Here is a 15977-nt window from a genome sequence, read left to right as displayed (position 1 = left end):
CGGCGGCGGAGCCGTGGCAGGAGTGGCTCGACGCCGGGCGCATCGAGCTCAAGGACCTTCCGGAGCGGGAGCACATCTCGCACACTCCGGCCTCCGTCGTGCGGCGCCAGCGCACCTTCGGCTACACCGAGGAGGAGGTGCGCATTCTCCTCACCCCGATGGCGGTCAACGGCGCCGAGCCGCTCGGTGCGATGGGGTCGGACACCCCGATCGCCGTCCTGAGCGAGCGCCCGCGCCTGCTCTTCGACTACTTCACGCAGGCGTTCGCGCAGGTCACGAACCCGCCGCTCGACAGCATCCGCGAGGAAGTCGTGACGAGCATGAAACTCGGGCTCGGCCCGGAGCGCAACCTGCTCGCCGCGACCCCCGATCACGCGCGGCAGGTCATTCTCGACTTCCCGGTGATCGACAACGACGAGCTCGCGAAGATCCAGCACCTCGTCTCGCGCCGCGACGGCGAGGTCGGGGCGAAGCGCACCCGCGTGATCAAGGGCCTCTACCGTCTCGACGCCGGCCCTGAGGCACTCGCGGAGCGGTTGCAGCAGATGGCCGAGGAGGCCGACGACGCGATCGCCGACGGCGCGCAGTTCCTCGTGCTCTCCGACCGCGACTCGAACGCCGACCTGGCGCCGATCCCGTCGCTGCTCATGCTCTCCGCCGTGCACCACCACCTCATCCGCCAGGAGACGCGGATGAAGGTCGGACTCGTCGTCGAAGCCGGCGACGTCCGCGAGGTGCACCACGTCGCCCTGCTCATCGGGTACGGGGCGTCGGCGATCAACCCCTATCTCGCGATGGAGACCGCCGAACAGCTCGTCAACGCGGGGATGATCACCGGGATGACGCCCGAGAAGGCCGTCAAGAACCTCATCAAGGGTCTCGGCAAGGGCGTGCTGAAGATCATGTCCAAGATGGGCATCTCGGTCGTCGGCTCGTACGCCGGCGCCCAGGCGTTCGAGGCCGTCGGCCTCAGCCAGGAGTTCGTCGACCAGTACTTCACCGGCACCCCGAGCCTGCTCGGCGGCGTCGGCATCGACGTGATCGCGGCCGAGAACGCGGCGCGGCACGCGGCGGCCTACCCGGAGGACGGCGCGATCCTCGCGCACGAGCGACTTCAGGTCGGCGGCGAGTACCAGTGGCGTCGCGAAGGCCCGCCGCACCTGTTCAACCCGGACACGGTGTTCCGGCTGCAGCACTCGACCCGTGCCCGGCGCTACGACATCTTCCGCGACTACACGCGGCTCGTCGACGAGCAGGCCGAGAACCTGATGACCCTCCGCGGACTGTTCAAGCTCGACACGGCCGAGCGCAAGCCCATCCCGATCGACGAGGTCGAGCCGATCGAGTCCATCATGACCCGCTTCAACACCGGGGCGATGAGCTACGGCTCCATCTCGCAGGAGGCGCACGAGACCCTCGCGATCGCGATGAACCGCATCGGGGGGCGCTCCAACACCGGTGAGGGCGGCGAAGACGTCGAGCGACTCCTCGACCCGGAGCGGCGCAGCCGGGTGAAGCAGGTCGCCTCGGGCCGGTTCGGCGTCACGAGCATGTATCTGACGCACGCCACCGACATCCAGATCAAGATGGCGCAGGGTGCCAAGCCCGGCGAAGGCGGTCAGTTGATGGCCGCCAAGGTCTACCCGTGGATCGCCCGCACCCGGCACTCGACCGCCGGCGTCGGTCTCATCTCGCCGCCGCCGCACCACGACATCTACTCGATCGAAGACCTCAAGCAGCTGATCTTCGACGTCAAGCGCGCGAACCCGGCGGCACGGGTGCACGTCAAACTCGTCTCGCAGTCGGGCATCGGCGCGGTCGCGGCCGGCGTCACGAAGGCGCTGGCGGATGTCGTGCTGGTCTCCGGCCACGACGGAGGCACCGGCGCCTCCCCGCTCAACTCGCTCAAGCACGCCGGGACGCCGTGGGAGATCGGCCTCGCCGAGACGCAGCAGACGCTCATGCTCAACGGCATGCGCGACCGCGTCGTCGTGCAGGTGGACGGCCAGTTGAAGACCGGCCGGGATGTCATCGTCGCCGCGCTGCTCGGTGCGGAGGAGTACGGCTTCGCGACGGCTCCGCTCGTCGTCTCCGGCTGCATCCTGATGCGGGTCTGCCACCTCGACACCTGCCCGGTGGGAGTTGCGACGCAGAACCCGGAGTTGCGCGCGCGGTTCACCGGCAAGCCGGAGTTCGTGGAGACGTTCTTCGAGTACCTCGCACAGGAGGTGCGGGAGTACCTCGCCGAGCTGGGCTTCCGCTCGCTCGACGAGGCGATCGGCCGCTCCGATCTGCTCGATGTCGACCGCGCCGTCGAGCACTGGAAGGCCGACGGTCTCGACCTGACCCCCGTGCTGGTCGGACCGGAGTTCGCCGACGACGAGCCGCGTCGCAACCGCACGACGCAGAAGCACGAGCTCGACGAGCACTTCGACGTCGAGCTGATCCGGCGCGCGAGCGCGGCCCTCGATCACGGCGAGAAGGTGCTGATCGAGCTTCCGGTGAAGAACACCGAGCGCGCCGTCGGCACGATGCTCGGCCACGAGGTCACCAAGCGCCACGGCGAGCACGGCCTGCCGGAGGGCACGATCGAGATCTCGATGACCGGGTCCGCCGGGCAGTCGCTCGGTGCGTTCCTGCCCAACGGCATCACGCTGCGCCTCGAGGGCGACTCCAACGACTACGTCGGCAAGGGCCTCTCGGGCGGGCAGATCATCCTCCGCCCGCCGCGGTCCGCGGTGTTCGCAGCCGAGCGCAACGTCATCGCCGGCAACGTGCTGGGCTACGGGGCGACGCAGGGCAGCATGTTCCTGCGCGGCGTCGTGGGCGAGCGGTTCCTCGTCCGCAACTCCGGCGCGACCGCCGTCGTCGAAGGCGTGGGCGACCACGCGCTCGAGTACATGACCGGCGGGCTCGCCGTCATCCTCGGCGGGACGGGTCGCAACCTCGGTGCGGGCATGTCGGGCGGAACGGCCTACGTGCACGAGCTGCGGAAGGAGCGCGTGAACCGGGACGCCCTCGCGAACGGGGAGCTCTCGCTCCTCCCGCTGGACAGCGCCGACGTGGAGATCCTCACCGATCTGCTGCGCAAGCACGTGGCCGAGACGGATTCGGCTCTCGCCGCGAGGATGCTCGCCGACCTGGATGCCACGGTCGCGGCGTTCGTGAAGGTGCTGCCGCGCGACTACGCCGCGGTGATCCGCACGCGTGCCGAGGCGATCGAAGAAGGACTCGACCCCGACGGCGACGTCGTGTGGTCTCGGATCATGGAGGTCACCGGTGGCTGATCCCAAGGGCTTCCTCAAGACGCAGGAGCGCGAACTGCCCAAGCGTCGTCCGGTGCCGGTGCGCATCATGGACTTCAAAGAGGTCTACGAGAACCAGGACCCGACGCAGCTGCGTCGGCAGGCCGGGAGATGCATGGACTGCGGCGTGCCGTTCTGCCATTCGGGCTGCCCGCTGGGCAACCTCATCCCGGAGTGGAACGACCTCACCTGGCGTGGCGAGGGGCGGCAGGCGATCGAACGTCTGCACGCGACGAACAACTTCCCGGAGTTCACCGGCACGCTGTGCCCGGCGCCGTGCGAATCGTCGTGCGTGCTCGGCATCAATCAGCCGGCCGTCACGATCAAGCAGGTCGAGGTGTCGATCATCGACCAGGCGTGGGCGAACGGCTGGGTCACGCCGCATCCGCCGGAGCGCCTGACGGGCAAGACCGTCGCCGTCGTCGGATCGGGTCCCGCGGGTCTCGCGGCCGCGCAGCAGCTCACGCGCGCCGGACACACCGTGGCGGTCTTCGAGCGCGACGACCGCATCGGCGGGCTGCTGCGCTACGGCATCCCCGACTTCAAGATGGAGAAGAAGCGGCTGGATGCCCGCCTCCAGCAGATGCAGGCCGAGGGCACCCGCTTCCGCGCGGGGGTGCAGATCGGGATCGACATCACCTGGGACGACCTGCGCTCGCGCTACGACGCCGTCGTGATCGCGACCGGGGCCACGGTCCCGCGCGACCTCCCGATCCCGGGCCGCGACCTGCTCGGCGTCCATTTCGCGATGGACTATCTCGTGCAGCAGAACAAGGTGGTCGCGGGCGATCAGGTCGGTCCGCAGATCACCGCCGAGGGGCGACACGTCGTCGTCATCGGCGGTGGCGACACGGGCGCGGACTGCATCGGCACGGCGCACCGCCAGGGCGCCCTCAGCGTGACCAACCTCGCGATCGGCGTTCAGCCGCCGGCGGAGCGCCCCGAGCACCAGCCGTGGCCGACCAGCCCGACGCTCTTCGAGGTCTCGAGCGCGCACGAGGAGGGCGGGGAGCGGATGTTCCTCGCCTCGACGGTCGAATTCCTCGCGAACGAGGCCGGTGAAGTGCGGGCGATCCGCGTCGCCGAGACCGAGTACGTCGACGGCCGACGTGTGCCGAAGTCGGGAACCGAGCGCGAGATCCCCGCGGACCTCGTGCTCATCGCGATGGGCTTCACCGGTCCCGAGGCGTCGATGCTCGAGGACCAGCTGCGACTGCCGTTCGAGCAGGGTGTCGTCGAGCGCGACGCCGACTACGCCACGAGCGAGGCCGGCGTGTTCGTCGCCGGCGACGCCGGGCGGGGTCAGTCGCTCATCGTCTGGGCGATCGCCGAGGGCCGGGCCGCGGCGTCGGCCGTCGACCGCTACCTCGAGGGGGAGACGCAGTTGCCGTTCCCCGTCCGCCCGACGGATCGAGCCCTGACCGTCTGACCACTGCCGTTCAATCGTTCGCTTTTCCACCGCCACCAGCAAGAGAGAACACCGCCACCCCATGAGAAGAGCCAAGATCATCGCGACCCTCGGGCCTGCGACATCCAGCTACGAAGCCCTCCGAGCGATCATCGAAGCGGGCGTCAACGTCGCCCGGATGAACCTCAGCCACGGCACCTACGAGGTGCACAACGAGGTCTACGCGAACGTGCGCAAGGCCGCCGATGACCTGAAGGTCCCGGTCGCCGTGCTCGTCGACCTGCAGGGTCCGAAGATCCGCCTCGGCAAGTTCGCCGACGGGCCGCACCATCTCGAGGTCGGAGACATCCTGACCATCACGACCGAGGACGTGCTCGGCACGAAGGATCTCGTCGGCACGACGTTCAAGGGCCTTCCGGGGGATGTCTCGGCCGGCGACTTCCTGCTGATCGATGACGGCAAGGTCAAGGTCGAGGTGGTCTCGACCGACGGCGTCCGCGTCGTGACCAGGTGCGTCGTCGCCGGTGCCGTGTCCAACAACAAGGGCATCAACCTGCCCGGTGTCGCGGTCAACGTGCCCGCCCTCTCCGAGAAGGACGAGGAGGACCTCCGCTGGGGTCTCAAGCTCGGTGCCGACTACATCGCGCTGTCGTTCGTGCGCAACGCGGCGGACGTCACGCGGGTTCACGAGATCATGGCGGAGGAGGGGCGTCGCGTCCCGGTCATCGCGAAGATCGAGAAGCCGCAGGCGGTCGACAACCTCGAGGAGATCATCGACGCCTTCGACGGCATCATGGTCGCGCGCGGCGACCTCGCCGTCGAACTGCCCCTCGAAGCGGTGCCGATCGTGCAGAAGCGCACGATCGAGCTCTCGCGCCGCATGGCAAAGCCGGTCATCGTCGCCACGCAGATGCTCGAGTCGATGACCGACAACCCGGTGCCGACCCGCGCCGAGGCCTCCGACGTCGCCAACGCGGTGCTCGACGGCGCCGACGCGGTCATGCTCTCGGGCGAGACCAGCGTCGGCACGTACCCGGTCGTCACCGTGCAGACGATGGCGCGCATCGTCGCATCGACGGAAGACCACGGCCTCGAGCGCATCCCCCCGCTCGGCACCAAGCCGCGCACGCAGGGCGGCGCGATCACCCTCGCCGCGGCAGAGGTCGCCGATTTCGTGGATGCCAAGTACGTCTGCGTCTTCACCGAGTCGGGGGACTCCGCCCGGCGCATGTCGCGGCTCCGCTTCCGCATCCCGATGAAGGCGTTCACGCCCGACGAGGCGATCCGCCGCCGGATGGCGCTCACCTGGGGCATCGAGTCGTTCCTCGTCGAGCGCGTCGACCACACCGACGCGATGTACGCCCAGGTTGACACGGTGCTGCTCGACGAGGGTCTCGCGGAGGAGGGCGACAAGGTCGTCGTGATTTCGGGATCCCCTCCCGGGATCCCCGGCTCGACCAACGACATGCGCGTGCACGTCGTCGGGTCGGCGCTCAAGCCCAAGCGTCCGGTCTGGGAGTCGGGGAAGCACGCTGACTGACCCCGAGCCCGTCGCGATCGCGCCCGGTCGCTACCGGCACTTCAAGGGCGCGGTCTACGTCGTCGTCGGGATGGCGGCGCACAGCGAATCCGAGGAGCCGTTCGTCGTCTACTCCCGCGAGGGCGACGAACGGCTCTGGGTGCGGCCCGCGGCGATGTGGGCGGAGCATGTCGAGCGCGACGGGTACTCAGGCCCCCGCTTCGCGCCGATCACGCCGGCGGGCTGAGGGTCCTCAGGAGACCGGATGCCCGCGGTCATGATGACCGTCATGCGTCCGAAAGTGACGCCGCGATCCTCAGCGTGAGCGCGCGCACCGGGGCCGCCGCGACCGACTCGACGTACGGGCTGTGCGCGTACTTGGCTCGGAACGCCTCATCCACCGCGTCCTGTTCGGCGGCGTCGGGCGCGAGATGTACGACCGACACCCCGACCCGGGGATCTGCGAGCGCCGCGACGGCATCCCGCTCGGCGCCGCGGCCGTCGGTCGTCGTGAACGCCACCGGCCGGCCCGACCGGGCCCGGAGATACCAGGAGGTGCGCGGACCGTAGGCGGCGCGCACGTAGGGGATGCCGTCGACGGCGGTCGACCAGATCGGCGTGGCCACCTCGTCGCCGTTCGGACGGGTCGTGATGATGGTCACCGTGTCGGTCGCGCCGAGGTGCTCGGCCAGCCGCGTGAAGTCGCTCATGGAGAACGCAACGCCGTCTCGTCGGGATTCACTCCCGGGTCACGACACGTTTCGTTCGCCTCGCGCAGGTACCGGATGTGGGACTCGAACCCACATGCCCTCTCGGACAACCGATTTTGAGTCGGTCGCGTCTGCCATTCCGCCAATCCGGCGTACCCGCGGACACGCCGCGCGGCACGTCCTCAACGTACCGTAGGCTCGGTCCGTGAGTGATCAGACGGAGTCCCCGAGCGCGCCGCGACGCGTCGTCGTCGCCGAAGACGAGTCGCTGATTCGCCTCGACATCGTCGAGATCCTGCGCGACAACGGCTTCGACGTCGTCGGCGAGGCGGGCGACGGCGAAGCGGCGGTCGCCCTGGCGACCGAGCTCAAGCCCGACCTCGTCGTCATGGATGTCAAGATGCCCAAGCTCGACGGCATCTCCGCGGCCGAGCGGCTCGCCAAGAACCACATCGCCCCGGTCGTGCTGCTCACGGCGTTCAGCCAGAAAGAGCTCGTCGAGCGCGCCAGCGAGGCGGGGGCGATGGCGTACGTCGTGAAGCCCTTCACCCCGAACGACCTCCTGCCGGCCATCGAGATCGCGCTCAGCCGCTACCAGCAGATCGTCACCCTCGAGGCCGAGGTCGCCGACATGGTGGAGCGCTTCGAGACCCGCAAGCTCGTCGACCGGGCCAAGGGCCTGCTGAACGAGAAGATGGGCCTGTCGGAGCCGGAGGCGTTCCGCTGGATTCAGAAGGCGTCGATGGACCGACGCCTCACCATGCACGACGTCGCGGTCGCGATCATCGAGCAGCTCGCGCCCAAGAAGTAGGGACCCGCTCAGCGGATCTTCTTCAGGAAGTTCGTCATCCGCACGGTCGAGAGGCGGTTGCCGTCGGCATCCGTGATCTGGATCTCGTGCGTGCACAGCGTGCGTCCGAGTGAGATCGCGCGGCAGGTGCCGGTGACCCATCCGCTGTCGACGGAGCGCGAGTGGGTGGCGTTGATCTCGATGCCGACGGCGATGTGGTCCGGACCGCCGTGGATCGCCGACGACAGCGACCCGAGCGACTCCCCGAGCACGACGTGCGCTCCGCCGTGCAGGATGCCGACGACCTGCGTGTTGCCCTCGACGGGCATCCGCGCCACGGAGTAGTCGGCGCCGAGGATGTCGAACTCGATGCCCATCTTCTGCGACAGGGCGCCGCCGCCGTTCGCGAATCGGGCGAGCAGATCGGGGTGCAGATCGGCCGGGTAACGGGTCACGGGAGGCCCTCCAGGGCTGTCGGATGCGGCGGCTAGGCTTACGCGCGTGCCGGACTCGAAAAAGCCTACGCTCCTGCTCATCGACGGCCATTCGCTCGCCTTCCGGGCGTTCTACGCCCTCCCGGTCGACTCCTTCGTCACCCGTGACGGCCAGCACACGAACGCCATCCACGGGTTCCTCTCGATGCTCAACCTGCTGCTGCAGAACGAGCGGCCAACGCACCTCGCCGTCGCGTTCGACAAGTCGCGCGTCTCGTTCCGCACGGCGGAGTATCCCGAGTACAAGGGCACGCGCGGCGAGACCCCGTCGGAGTTCAAGGGGCAGATCCCGCTCCTGCAGGAGGCCCTCGCGGCGATGAACATCCCGACCCTCGAGGTCGACAACTACGAGGCCGACGACATCATCGCGACCCTCGCCACCCGGGGCGCGGCCGAGGGGTTCGACGTGCTCGTCACCTCGGGCGACCGCGACACGATCCAACTGGTGAACGACCAGATTACGCTGCTGTATCCGAACGCGCGCGGCGTGTCGGAGCTCAAGCGGTACGACCGGGATGCGGTGTTCGAGAAGTACGGCATCGAACCCGAGCAGTATCCCGAGATCGCCGCCCTCGTCGGCGAGACGAGCGACAACCTGATCGGCATCGACAAGGTCGGCGAGAAGACCGCCGTCAAGTGGATCCAGCAGTACGGCACGGTCGACAACCTGCTCGCGCACGCGGACGAGATCACCGGGGTCGTCGGCGGCTACCTCCGCGAGCAGCGAGACCGCGCCATCCGCAACCGCAAGCTCAATCGCCTCGTGACCGACATGGACCTCCCGCTTGCGCCCGCCGACTTCGCGCGCAAGCCGATGAATGTCGAGGCCGTGCGCGAGTTGTTCGGCCGCCTCCAGTTCAAGGCGCTCCTCGAACGGCTGCTGAAGATCGAAGGGGTCACCGACGGGGCGCAGTTGACCGACGGCGGAGCCCCGACGAGCGACCTGCCACCCGTCGCGACGCTCACCGGTATCGATCTGGAGGCCTGGCTCGACACGCATTCGGCGGGGGGCACCGCCCCCCTCGGGGTGCGCGTGGCGGTGGTCAACGGATCGATCGAGGGCGTCGGGATCGCGGGGGAGTCGAATTCGGCCTGGGTGCCGTGGGGTGACGAGGTGCTGCAGGCGTTCCTGGCCGGCTCGAGCCCGAAGCACGTCTACGACGCGAAGCGCCAGGGCAAGGCTCTCGCGACCGCGGGAGTCGAGCTCGGCGGTGTCGACCTCGATCCCGCGCTTCAGGCCTGGCTGCTGCGGCCGTCGCAGAAGTCGGAGACGCTCGCCTCGCTCGTCTACTACTACCTCGGCGAGAACCTCCCGCAGCCCGACCCCAACCAGCTCGTGCCCGAGACCGAGGCGCTGAGCCCGGCGAGCGAGGCCTGGTTCGTGCGGCGGCTCGCGAGCGAGCTGGCCGGACGACTGGATGCCGGCTCGACGCGCGTGCTCCACGAGATCGAGGTACCCCTCGGCCCGGTCCTCGCCCGCATGGAAATGCAGGGCATCACGGTGTCGGCACCCGTGCTCGCCGGTATGAACGAACGGCTCGGGGCGCAGGCCGCGGAGATCGCCGCAGCCGCGTACGCCGAGATCGGCACGGAGATCAATCTCGGGTCGCCGAAGCAGTTGCAGGAGGTGCTGTTCGAGCAGCTCGGCATGCCGAAGACCCGGTCGAACAAGACCGGCTTCTCGACCGATGCCCAGTCGCTGCAAGACCTCCAGGACCTCAACCCGCATCCGTTCCTCGGACTGCTGCTGCAGCACCGCGATGCGACGAAGATCCGGCAGATCGTCGAGACCCTCCAGCGCGGGATCGGCCCCGATGGCCGCGTGCACACCACCTACGAGCAGACCGGGTCGGCGACCGGCCGGGTGGCCTCCAATGACCCGAATCTGCAGAACATCCCGATCAAGACCGAGGTCGGGCGCGAGGTTCGTACGGCCTTCGTGCCGGGCGAGGGCTTCGACACCCTGCTCACGGCCGACTACTCGCAGATCGAGATGCGCATCATGGCGCACCTGTCGGAAGACCAGGGGCTCATCGAGGCCTTCAACTCCGGCGAAGACCTGCATCGCTTCGTCGGCGCCCGGGTCTTCGGCGTCGACCCCGCCGACGTGACCGCGACGATGCGCACCAAGGTCAAGGCGATGTCGTACGGACTCGCCTACGGGCTGTCGCCGTTCGGCCTGAGCAAGCAGCTGCGCATCGAAGTCGCGGAGGCGCGCGAGCTGATCGCCGACTACCTGGCCCGGTTCGGCGGGGTGCGCGACTACCTGCGCGGGGTCGTCGAACAGGCCCGGGTCGACGGCTTCACGACGACCCTCTTCGGCCGCCGCCGCCCGTTCGGCGACCTCACCTCCACCAACCGCACGCTGCGCGAGAACGCGGAACGCCAGGCGCTCAACTCGCCGATCCAGGGCTCGGCCGCCGACGTCATCAAGATCGCGATGCTCGGCATCGACGCGGACATCCGCCAGCGCGGACTCGCCTCCCGGATGCTGTTGCAGGTGCACGACGAGCTCGTGCTCGAGGTCGTCGCTCCCGAGCTGGAGGAAGTGACCGCGATCGTCACCGATCGGATGGCGCACGCGGCCGATCTCAGCGTCCCCCTCGACGTGCAGGTCGGGTCGGGGCCAAACTGGGATGCAGCCGCGCACTGAGCGCACCGTCCCCACCGAGCCCGCCGAACGAGGGAGTTCACATGCCCGAACGCACCGCCGTCGTCGCCTCGCGGATCGGACTGCACGCCCGCCCGGCGTCGCTCGTGAGCCTCGCGGCCGCCGGTACGGGCGTGCCGATGCAGATCTCCGCGCACGGTCGCAGCGTCAACGCCGCGAGCATTCTCGGCATCCTCTCCCTCGACGTGAGTCACGGCGACGAGGTCGTCGTGGCCGCCGACGACCAGGCGGCGGTGGACGCGCTGATCGAGTTGCTCGAACGCGACCTGACCGAGGACTGACCGCGATCGGAGCGCCGTCCTAGGCTGGACGCATGAGCGAACAGCCGGTCCGTCCGTCCACGCCGATCGACCGGATCGCCGAGGACTGGGTCGCCACGATGGTCGACCTCGATCCCGACACCGCGATCTGGATGGGCGTCGAGGGGCGGATCGGGGAGATCGGCGACCACTCGCCCGCCGGCCACGCCGCCTACCTCGATGCGGCGAAGAAGGTCGTCTCCGCGCTCTCGGACGCGGTGCCGGTCGACGAGGTCGACGAGGTCACCAAGACCGACATCACCTCCGAGCTCGAACTCGAGATCGCGTCCGCCGACGCCGGCTACCACCTGCGCGACCTCAACGTCATCGCGAGCCCCGCACAGGGCATCCGCGAGATCTTCGACCTGATGCCGACCGAGTCCGAAGCGGACTGGTCGGTGATCGCCACCCGCCTGGGAAACGTCGCCGACGCAGTCGACGGCTACATCGAGACCCTGCGCGCCGGCGTCGCTGCCGGGCACGTCCCCGCCCGACGTCAGGTCTCGGAGGTCGCTCAGCAGGCGCGTAAGCACGGCGACCCCCTCGGGTTCTTCTTCGACTTCACCGGAGGGGCGAAGCTCGGTGACGGGGGCGACCTCCCCGCCTCGCTGGCCGCCGACCTGCGCCGCGGCGCCGAGGCGTCGGCCGAGGCGTACGACCGGCTCGCCGGGTTCCTCGAAACCGAGCTCGCACCGGCCGCGGGGGAGCAGGACGCCGTCGGCCGGGACCTCTACGCGCTGCGCTCCCGGCACTTCCTCGGCGCGACCGTCGACCTCGACGAGACCTACGAGTGGGGGATCGAGGAACTCGCCCGAATGGTCGACGAGCAGACCCGCATCGCCGGCGAGATCGTGCCCGGAGGGTCGGTGCACGACGCCATCGAGGCGCTCGACCGCGACCCGTCCCGCAAACTGCACGGCACCGAGGCCCTTCAGCGCTGGATGCAGGAGACGAGCGATCGTGCCGTCGCCGAACTCTCCCGCGACCACTTCGACATCCCGGAGGCGATCCGCCACCTCGAGTGCATGATCGCACCCACGCAGGAGGGCGGGATCTACTACACCGGGCCGGCCGACGACTTCTCCCGTCCGGGACGGATGTGGTGGAGCGTGCCCGAGGGCGTCACCGAATTCGACACCTGGCGCGAACTCACGACGGTCTACCACGAGGGCGTCCCGGGCCATCACCTCCAGATCGGCCAGGCGGTCTTCAACCGCGCGACGCTCAACCTCTGGCGCCGGCAACTCGGCGGCACGAGCGGGCACGCCGAGGGCTGGGCGCTGTACGCCGAACGGCTCATGGAGGAACTCGGCTACCTCGACGATCCCGCCGACCGGCTCGGCATGCTCGACGGACAGCGGATGCGGGCGGCCCGGGTCGTGCTCGACATCGGCGTGCACCTCGGCAAGCCCAAACTGCAGGGCGACGGCGTCTGGGATGCCGACTACGCGCTCGGGTTCCTGCGCGAGAACGTCAACATGAACGACTCGTTCGTGCGCTTCGAGGTCAACCGCTACCTGGGCTGGCCCGGCCAGGCGCCGTCGTACAAGGTGGGTCAGCGCATCTGGGAGCAGATCCGGGATGCCGCGCAGACCCGCGACGGCGCCGCGTTCTCGTTCAAGGACTTCCACAAGAGGGCGCTCGACATCGGCGGGGTCGGACTCGACACGTTGCGCGCCACGCTCCTCAAGTAGAGCGACGCCGTCGACGTGACCTCCCCGATCGCCACGACGCTGGTGACGGCCCCCGTCATCGGCCGGATCTACGAGGACGTCGGCTCGTTCGACGACCGGGTCGAGGACGCATGAGGATCGTCGTCGCCGGGGCGTCGGGCTTCATGGGCACGTACCTCGTCGAACGGTTCCGCGCCTCGGGGGAGGAGGTCGTGACCATCGGGCGCACCGCCGGAGACGCTCGGTGGGGCGACGTGGACGGCATCCGAGATCTGGTCGACGGCGCCGACGTGCTCATCAACCTGGCGGGCAAGAGCGTGAACTGCCGCTACGACGAGGCGAACCGCGCCGAGATCGTGCGATCGCGGGTGGAGACCACTCGCGCGCTCGGCGATGCGGTGGCGGCGGCCCGCCGACCTCCGGCGCTGTGGCTCAACTCCTCCACGGCCACGATCTACCGCCACGCCGAGGACCGGGCGATGACCGAGGCCACCGGCGAGCTCGGCACGGGGTTCTCGGTCGGGGTCGCCCGTTCCTGGGAGGCCGCGTTCGCGGAGCGCGACCTCCCGTCGACGCGTCGGGTGGCGCTGCGTACCGCCATCGTGCTCGGCGACGGGAGTGCGCTCGTGCCGCTGCTGATCCTCGCGCGGATCGGATTCGGGGGAGCGCAGATCGACGGTCCCTGGTTCCGGTCGAGACGTCGGGCCGCCGCCGGCACCCTCCACGAGTACGCGGCGCGGGGCGGGCGGCAGCGATTCTCCTGGATCCATCTGGATGACGTCGTGGGGATCATCCGGTTCCTGATCGACCACGACGAGATCGACGGGGTCGTCAACGTCTCGGCTCCGAACCCGGTCGACAGCGCGACGGTCATGCGCAGCATCCGGCGGGCACTGCGCGTGCCGTTCGGCATCCCGCTGCATCGCTGGATGCTCGAACCGGGGGCGTGGGCGATCCGCACCGAGACGGAGCTGGTGCTCAAGAGCCGGTGGGTCGTCCCGGAGCGGCTGTTGGCCGCCGGCTACCGCTTCGCGTTCCCGGAGATCGACGGCGCCATCCGGGACGTGGTCGCTCACAGGCAACGCACATCGCGCACCCCCACTCCGGGGGGCGTCGCCGAGTAGATCATTGGGTGCGCCCCGAATGTTTCGCCGTGCGGCTAGGTGGTGGGCCTCCGCCGTGCTAGTCCTTAGGCAACCGGGTAGACCGATTCGTCTAGGGAAGTTGTCTAGGCGGGGTCACCGGAAACATCGGTGGGGGGCCTTCGTGGCCGGAGCAGTGTCGGTATCGGAAACCAAGAAGTCTCGTTCGATTCGCCGGGGGGCGATGACGGTCGGGGTTCTGCTGACCGCTCTGACATGGGCGGTGATGCCCGTTGGTGACGCGTGGGGGGCCACGATCATCAACGGGCCGATCGATCTCGGGACCTCCGCCCCGTTCGGCGTCCTCGGCTCGACGACGGTGACGAACACCGGGTCGTCGGTCATCGACGGCGACCTCGGCCTCCATCCGGGTCTCTCGGTGACCGGGTTCCCGCCCGGGCAGCTCGTGGCGGGCCACACCCAGTTCATCGCCGACGGCACCGCCTCGCAGGCGCAGATCGACCTGGACGCCGCGATGGTCACCGCGGCGAGCCTCACTCCGACCCTGTCGGGCCTCGCGAACCTCACCGGGATGTCTCTGACCCCGGGTGTCTACTCCGGCGGCGCACTCTCCCTCGACGCGGGCGGCATCCTCACCCTCGCCGGCGGGCCGTCCGACGTCTGGGTGTTCACCGCGTCGAGCACGCTCACCACCGGTTCGGGCAGCCAGATCCTGTTCGATGTCGGCGGTGCCGGACCGTGCAACGTCTTCTGGCGCGTCGCGAGCTCCGCAACGCTCGGTACCGACAGCGACTTCGCCGGCACGATCATGGCGGAGCAGTCGATCACCGCCACGAACGGCACGGATGTCACGGGACGGCTGCTCGCGGCCACCGGCGCGGTCACGCTCGACGCCACGGATGTCGTCGTGCCGGCCGTCTGCGGAACCGGCAGCGTGTCCACCGACGGCGGCCCGGTGATCACCTCGGGGGAGCCGACCGATGCGACCGAAGGCACGCCGTACGCGTTCACGGTGACGAGCACCGGAACGCCCGACGCCACCTACACCGTGACTTCGGGTGCCCTGCCCGCCGGTCTGGTGCTCGACAGCACGACGGGGGAGATCTCCGGCACCCCGGTGGCGGCGGGTCCCACGACCTTCACCGTCACCGCGGCCAACGGCGTGGGATCGGCGACGTCCGCGATCTTGACCCTCGAGACACTGGAACTCGGCGGTTCCGCCGCAGCGCCGACGGCCCTGCTACCGCCGACCGGTGCTGAGCCCGGTCTGACCGCCGCGCTCGTGGCGGTCACGCTGGTCGCCGTCGGCTTCGCCGCGCAGCGCCGTCAATCACGCCGCGCGTTGTAGACGGTGGAGGCCGAGTCCCCGTACTCGGTGAAGGTGCGCACGGCGCCCTCCCTCAGCACGTCGCTCGTGACCGAGATCCCGCGCATCTCGAGCTGCTCGCGCCAGTCGTCACGCACCGGGCCTTCGTCGAAGCCCGTGAGTTCCTCGCACTCCGGGCCGGACCCGGCGATGACCAGGCGACGCACGCCCGACCAGATCGTGGCGCCATAGCACATCGCGCACGGCCGCCAGTTGACGACGAGCTCGAGGGAGCGGTCCGCGGCGAGGTCCCAGCCGCCGAGTGTCGTCTGCGCGAGACTCAGCGCCATCAGCTCGGCGTGCGTCGACGAGAGCCCGCTCGCGAGCACGACATTCACCCCGGCGCTGACGAGTTCGCCCGACGTCGAGTCGACGACGAGCGCGGCGAACGGCCCGCCGTTGCCCGCCCGCCAGTTGAGGTCCGCGAGCTCGTGGACGAGAGTCATCCTCTGCTCGTCGGTCGCGAGGACGTCGGGGAGGGGCCGGCCGCTGAGCCAGTGGGGGAGCGATGCCGTGAACGTGGTGGCGCGGGTCATGTGCAAACGCTAGGCTAGAGAGTCGCGTTTGACGCGATTCCTATCCGCCTGCCATCGGCGAACCACAACCTGCCTTTCCCCGTCGCTGGCCCGAGTTCTGCCA

13 protein-coding genes and 1 tRNA gene are annotated in these 15977 nt (G+C 69.4%); 10 read left to right on the top strand and 4 right to left on the bottom strand.

All coding sequences use genetic code 11. The annotated features are described in order from the left end of the window. From gltB to ACILQS_RS04205, 4 genes are all read left to right on the top strand, one after another. On the top strand, positions 1 to 3287 hold a 3287-nt coding region (gene gltB / locus ACILQS_RS04220; protein ID WP_395638854.1), incomplete at its 5' end, for a glutamate synthase large subunit. After that, complete coding sequence (locus ACILQS_RS04215) at positions 3280 to 4734, top strand: glutamate synthase subunit beta (RefSeq protein WP_395638853.1); 1455 nt, start codon at positions 3280 to 3282, stop codon at positions 4732 to 4734. The genes gltB and ACILQS_RS04215, both read left to right, overlap by 8 nt. 61 nt (positions 4735 to 4795) lie before the next feature. Beyond that, positions 4796 to 6253: a pyruvate kinase gene (gene pyk / locus ACILQS_RS04210; protein ID WP_395638852.1), complete on the top strand. Its 1458-nt coding sequence runs from the start codon at positions 4796 to 4798 to the stop codon at positions 6251 to 6253. Beyond that, positions 6246 to 6479, top strand: coding sequence for a DUF1653 domain-containing protein (locus tag ACILQS_RS04205; protein WP_395638855.1), 234 nt, complete (start codon positions 6246 to 6248; stop codon positions 6477 to 6479). Before pyk ends, ACILQS_RS04205 begins: the two co-directional genes overlap by 8 nt. A gap of 40 nt (positions 6480 to 6519) precedes the next feature. On the opposite strand, the gene ACILQS_RS04200 is transcribed toward ACILQS_RS04205, so the two are convergent. Together ACILQS_RS04200 and ACILQS_RS04195 are read right to left on the bottom strand one after the other, a co-directional pair. Then, positions 6520 to 6942: a DUF2255 family protein gene (locus ACILQS_RS04200; RefSeq protein ID WP_395638851.1), complete on the bottom strand. Its 423-nt coding sequence runs from the start codon at positions 6940 to 6942 to the stop codon at positions 6520 to 6522. A gap of 69 nt (positions 6943 to 7011) precedes the next feature. Further along, positions 7012 to 7094: transfer RNA gene (locus ACILQS_RS04195), tRNA-Leu, on the bottom strand. Between the two features lie 53 nt (positions 7095 to 7147). On the opposite strand from ACILQS_RS04195, the gene ACILQS_RS04190 reads away from it, so the two are divergent. Beyond that, positions 7148 to 7753 (top strand): ANTAR domain-containing response regulator, encoded by a 606-nt coding sequence (locus tag ACILQS_RS04190; RefSeq protein ID WP_395638850.1) that lies wholly within the window; start codon positions 7148 to 7150, stop codon positions 7751 to 7753. An 8-nt stretch (positions 7754 to 7761) separates the two neighbouring features. On the opposite strand, the gene ACILQS_RS04185 is transcribed toward ACILQS_RS04190, so the two are convergent. Further along, a complete protein-coding gene (locus tag ACILQS_RS04185; protein WP_395638849.1) occupies positions 7762 to 8187 on the bottom strand; it encodes a PaaI family thioesterase in 426 nt (141 codons plus the stop codon). Between the two features lie 46 nt (positions 8188 to 8233). On the opposite strand from ACILQS_RS04185, the gene polA reads away from it, so the two are divergent. From polA to ACILQS_RS04160, 5 genes are all read left to right on the top strand, one after another. Beyond that, complete coding sequence (gene polA / locus ACILQS_RS04180; protein ID WP_395638848.1) at positions 8234 to 10879, top strand: DNA polymerase I; 2646 nt, start codon at positions 8234 to 8236, stop codon at positions 10877 to 10879. 41 nt (positions 10880 to 10920) lie between these two features. Then, complete coding sequence (locus ACILQS_RS04175; protein ID WP_395638847.1) at positions 10921 to 11178, top strand: HPr family phosphocarrier protein; 258 nt, start codon at positions 10921 to 10923, stop codon at positions 11176 to 11178. Between the two features lie 32 nt (positions 11179 to 11210). Then, positions 11211 to 12890, top strand: a complete 1680-nt coding sequence (locus tag ACILQS_RS04170; protein WP_395638846.1) for a DUF885 domain-containing protein — start codon at positions 11211 to 11213, stop codon at positions 12888 to 12890. A gap of 110 nt (positions 12891 to 13000) precedes the next feature. Then, the gene (locus ACILQS_RS04165) at positions 13001 to 13993 is read left to right on the top strand and encodes an epimerase (protein ID WP_395638845.1); all 993 of its coding nucleotides are present in this window, start codon (positions 13001 to 13003) and stop codon (positions 13991 to 13993) included. Between the two features lie 244 nt (positions 13994 to 14237). Then, positions 14238 to 15320 carry an ice-binding family protein gene (locus tag ACILQS_RS04160; protein WP_395638844.1) on the top strand — a complete coding sequence of 361 codons (1083 nt, stop codon included), beginning with the start codon at positions 14238 to 14240 and terminating at the stop codon, positions 15318 to 15320. On the opposite strand, the gene ACILQS_RS04155 is transcribed toward ACILQS_RS04160, so the two are convergent. Next, positions 15299 to 15874, bottom strand: coding sequence for a nucleoside deaminase (locus tag ACILQS_RS04155; RefSeq protein WP_395638843.1), 576 nt, complete (start codon positions 15872 to 15874; stop codon positions 15299 to 15301). The two genes, ACILQS_RS04160 and ACILQS_RS04155, sit on opposite strands and share 22 nt — an antisense overlap. Positions 15875 to 15977 lie beyond the last annotated feature (103 nt).

It is taken from the genome of Pseudolysinimonas sp. (assembly GCF_044239695.1).
In the GTDB taxonomy this organism is placed as follows: Bacteria; Actinomycetota; Actinomycetes; order Actinomycetales; family Microbacteriaceae; genus Pseudolysinimonas_A.
The sequence above is the reverse complement of the archived record's forward strand: the minus strand, read 5'-3'. Positions and strand labels throughout refer to the sequence as shown.

Excerpts from the sequence above, each read along its gene's own strand:
- ACILQS_RS04165 (WP_395638845.1), top strand. The coding sequence starts at position 13,001 with ATGAGGATCGTCGTCGCCGGGGCGTCGGGCTTCATGGGCACGTACCTC.
- ACILQS_RS04160 (WP_395638844.1), top strand. The coding sequence starts at position 14,238 with ATGCCCGTTGGTGACGCGTGGGGGGCCACGATCATCAACGGGCCGATC.
- pyk (WP_395638852.1), top strand. The coding sequence starts at position 4,796 with ATGAGAAGAGCCAAGATCATCGCGACCCTCGGGCCTGCGACATCCAGC.
- ACILQS_RS04155 (WP_395638843.1), bottom strand. The coding sequence starts at position 15,874 with ATGACCCGCGCCACCACGTTCACGGCATCGCTCCCCCACTGGCTCAGC.
- ACILQS_RS04200 (WP_395638851.1), bottom strand. The coding sequence starts at position 6,942 with ATGAGCGACTTCACGCGGCTGGCCGAGCACCTCGGCGCGACCGACACG.
- ACILQS_RS04175 (WP_395638847.1), top strand. The coding sequence starts at position 10,921 with ATGCCCGAACGCACCGCCGTCGTCGCCTCGCGGATCGGACTGCACGCC.
- ACILQS_RS04170 (WP_395638846.1), top strand. The coding sequence starts at position 11,211 with ATGAGCGAACAGCCGGTCCGTCCGTCCACGCCGATCGACCGGATCGCC.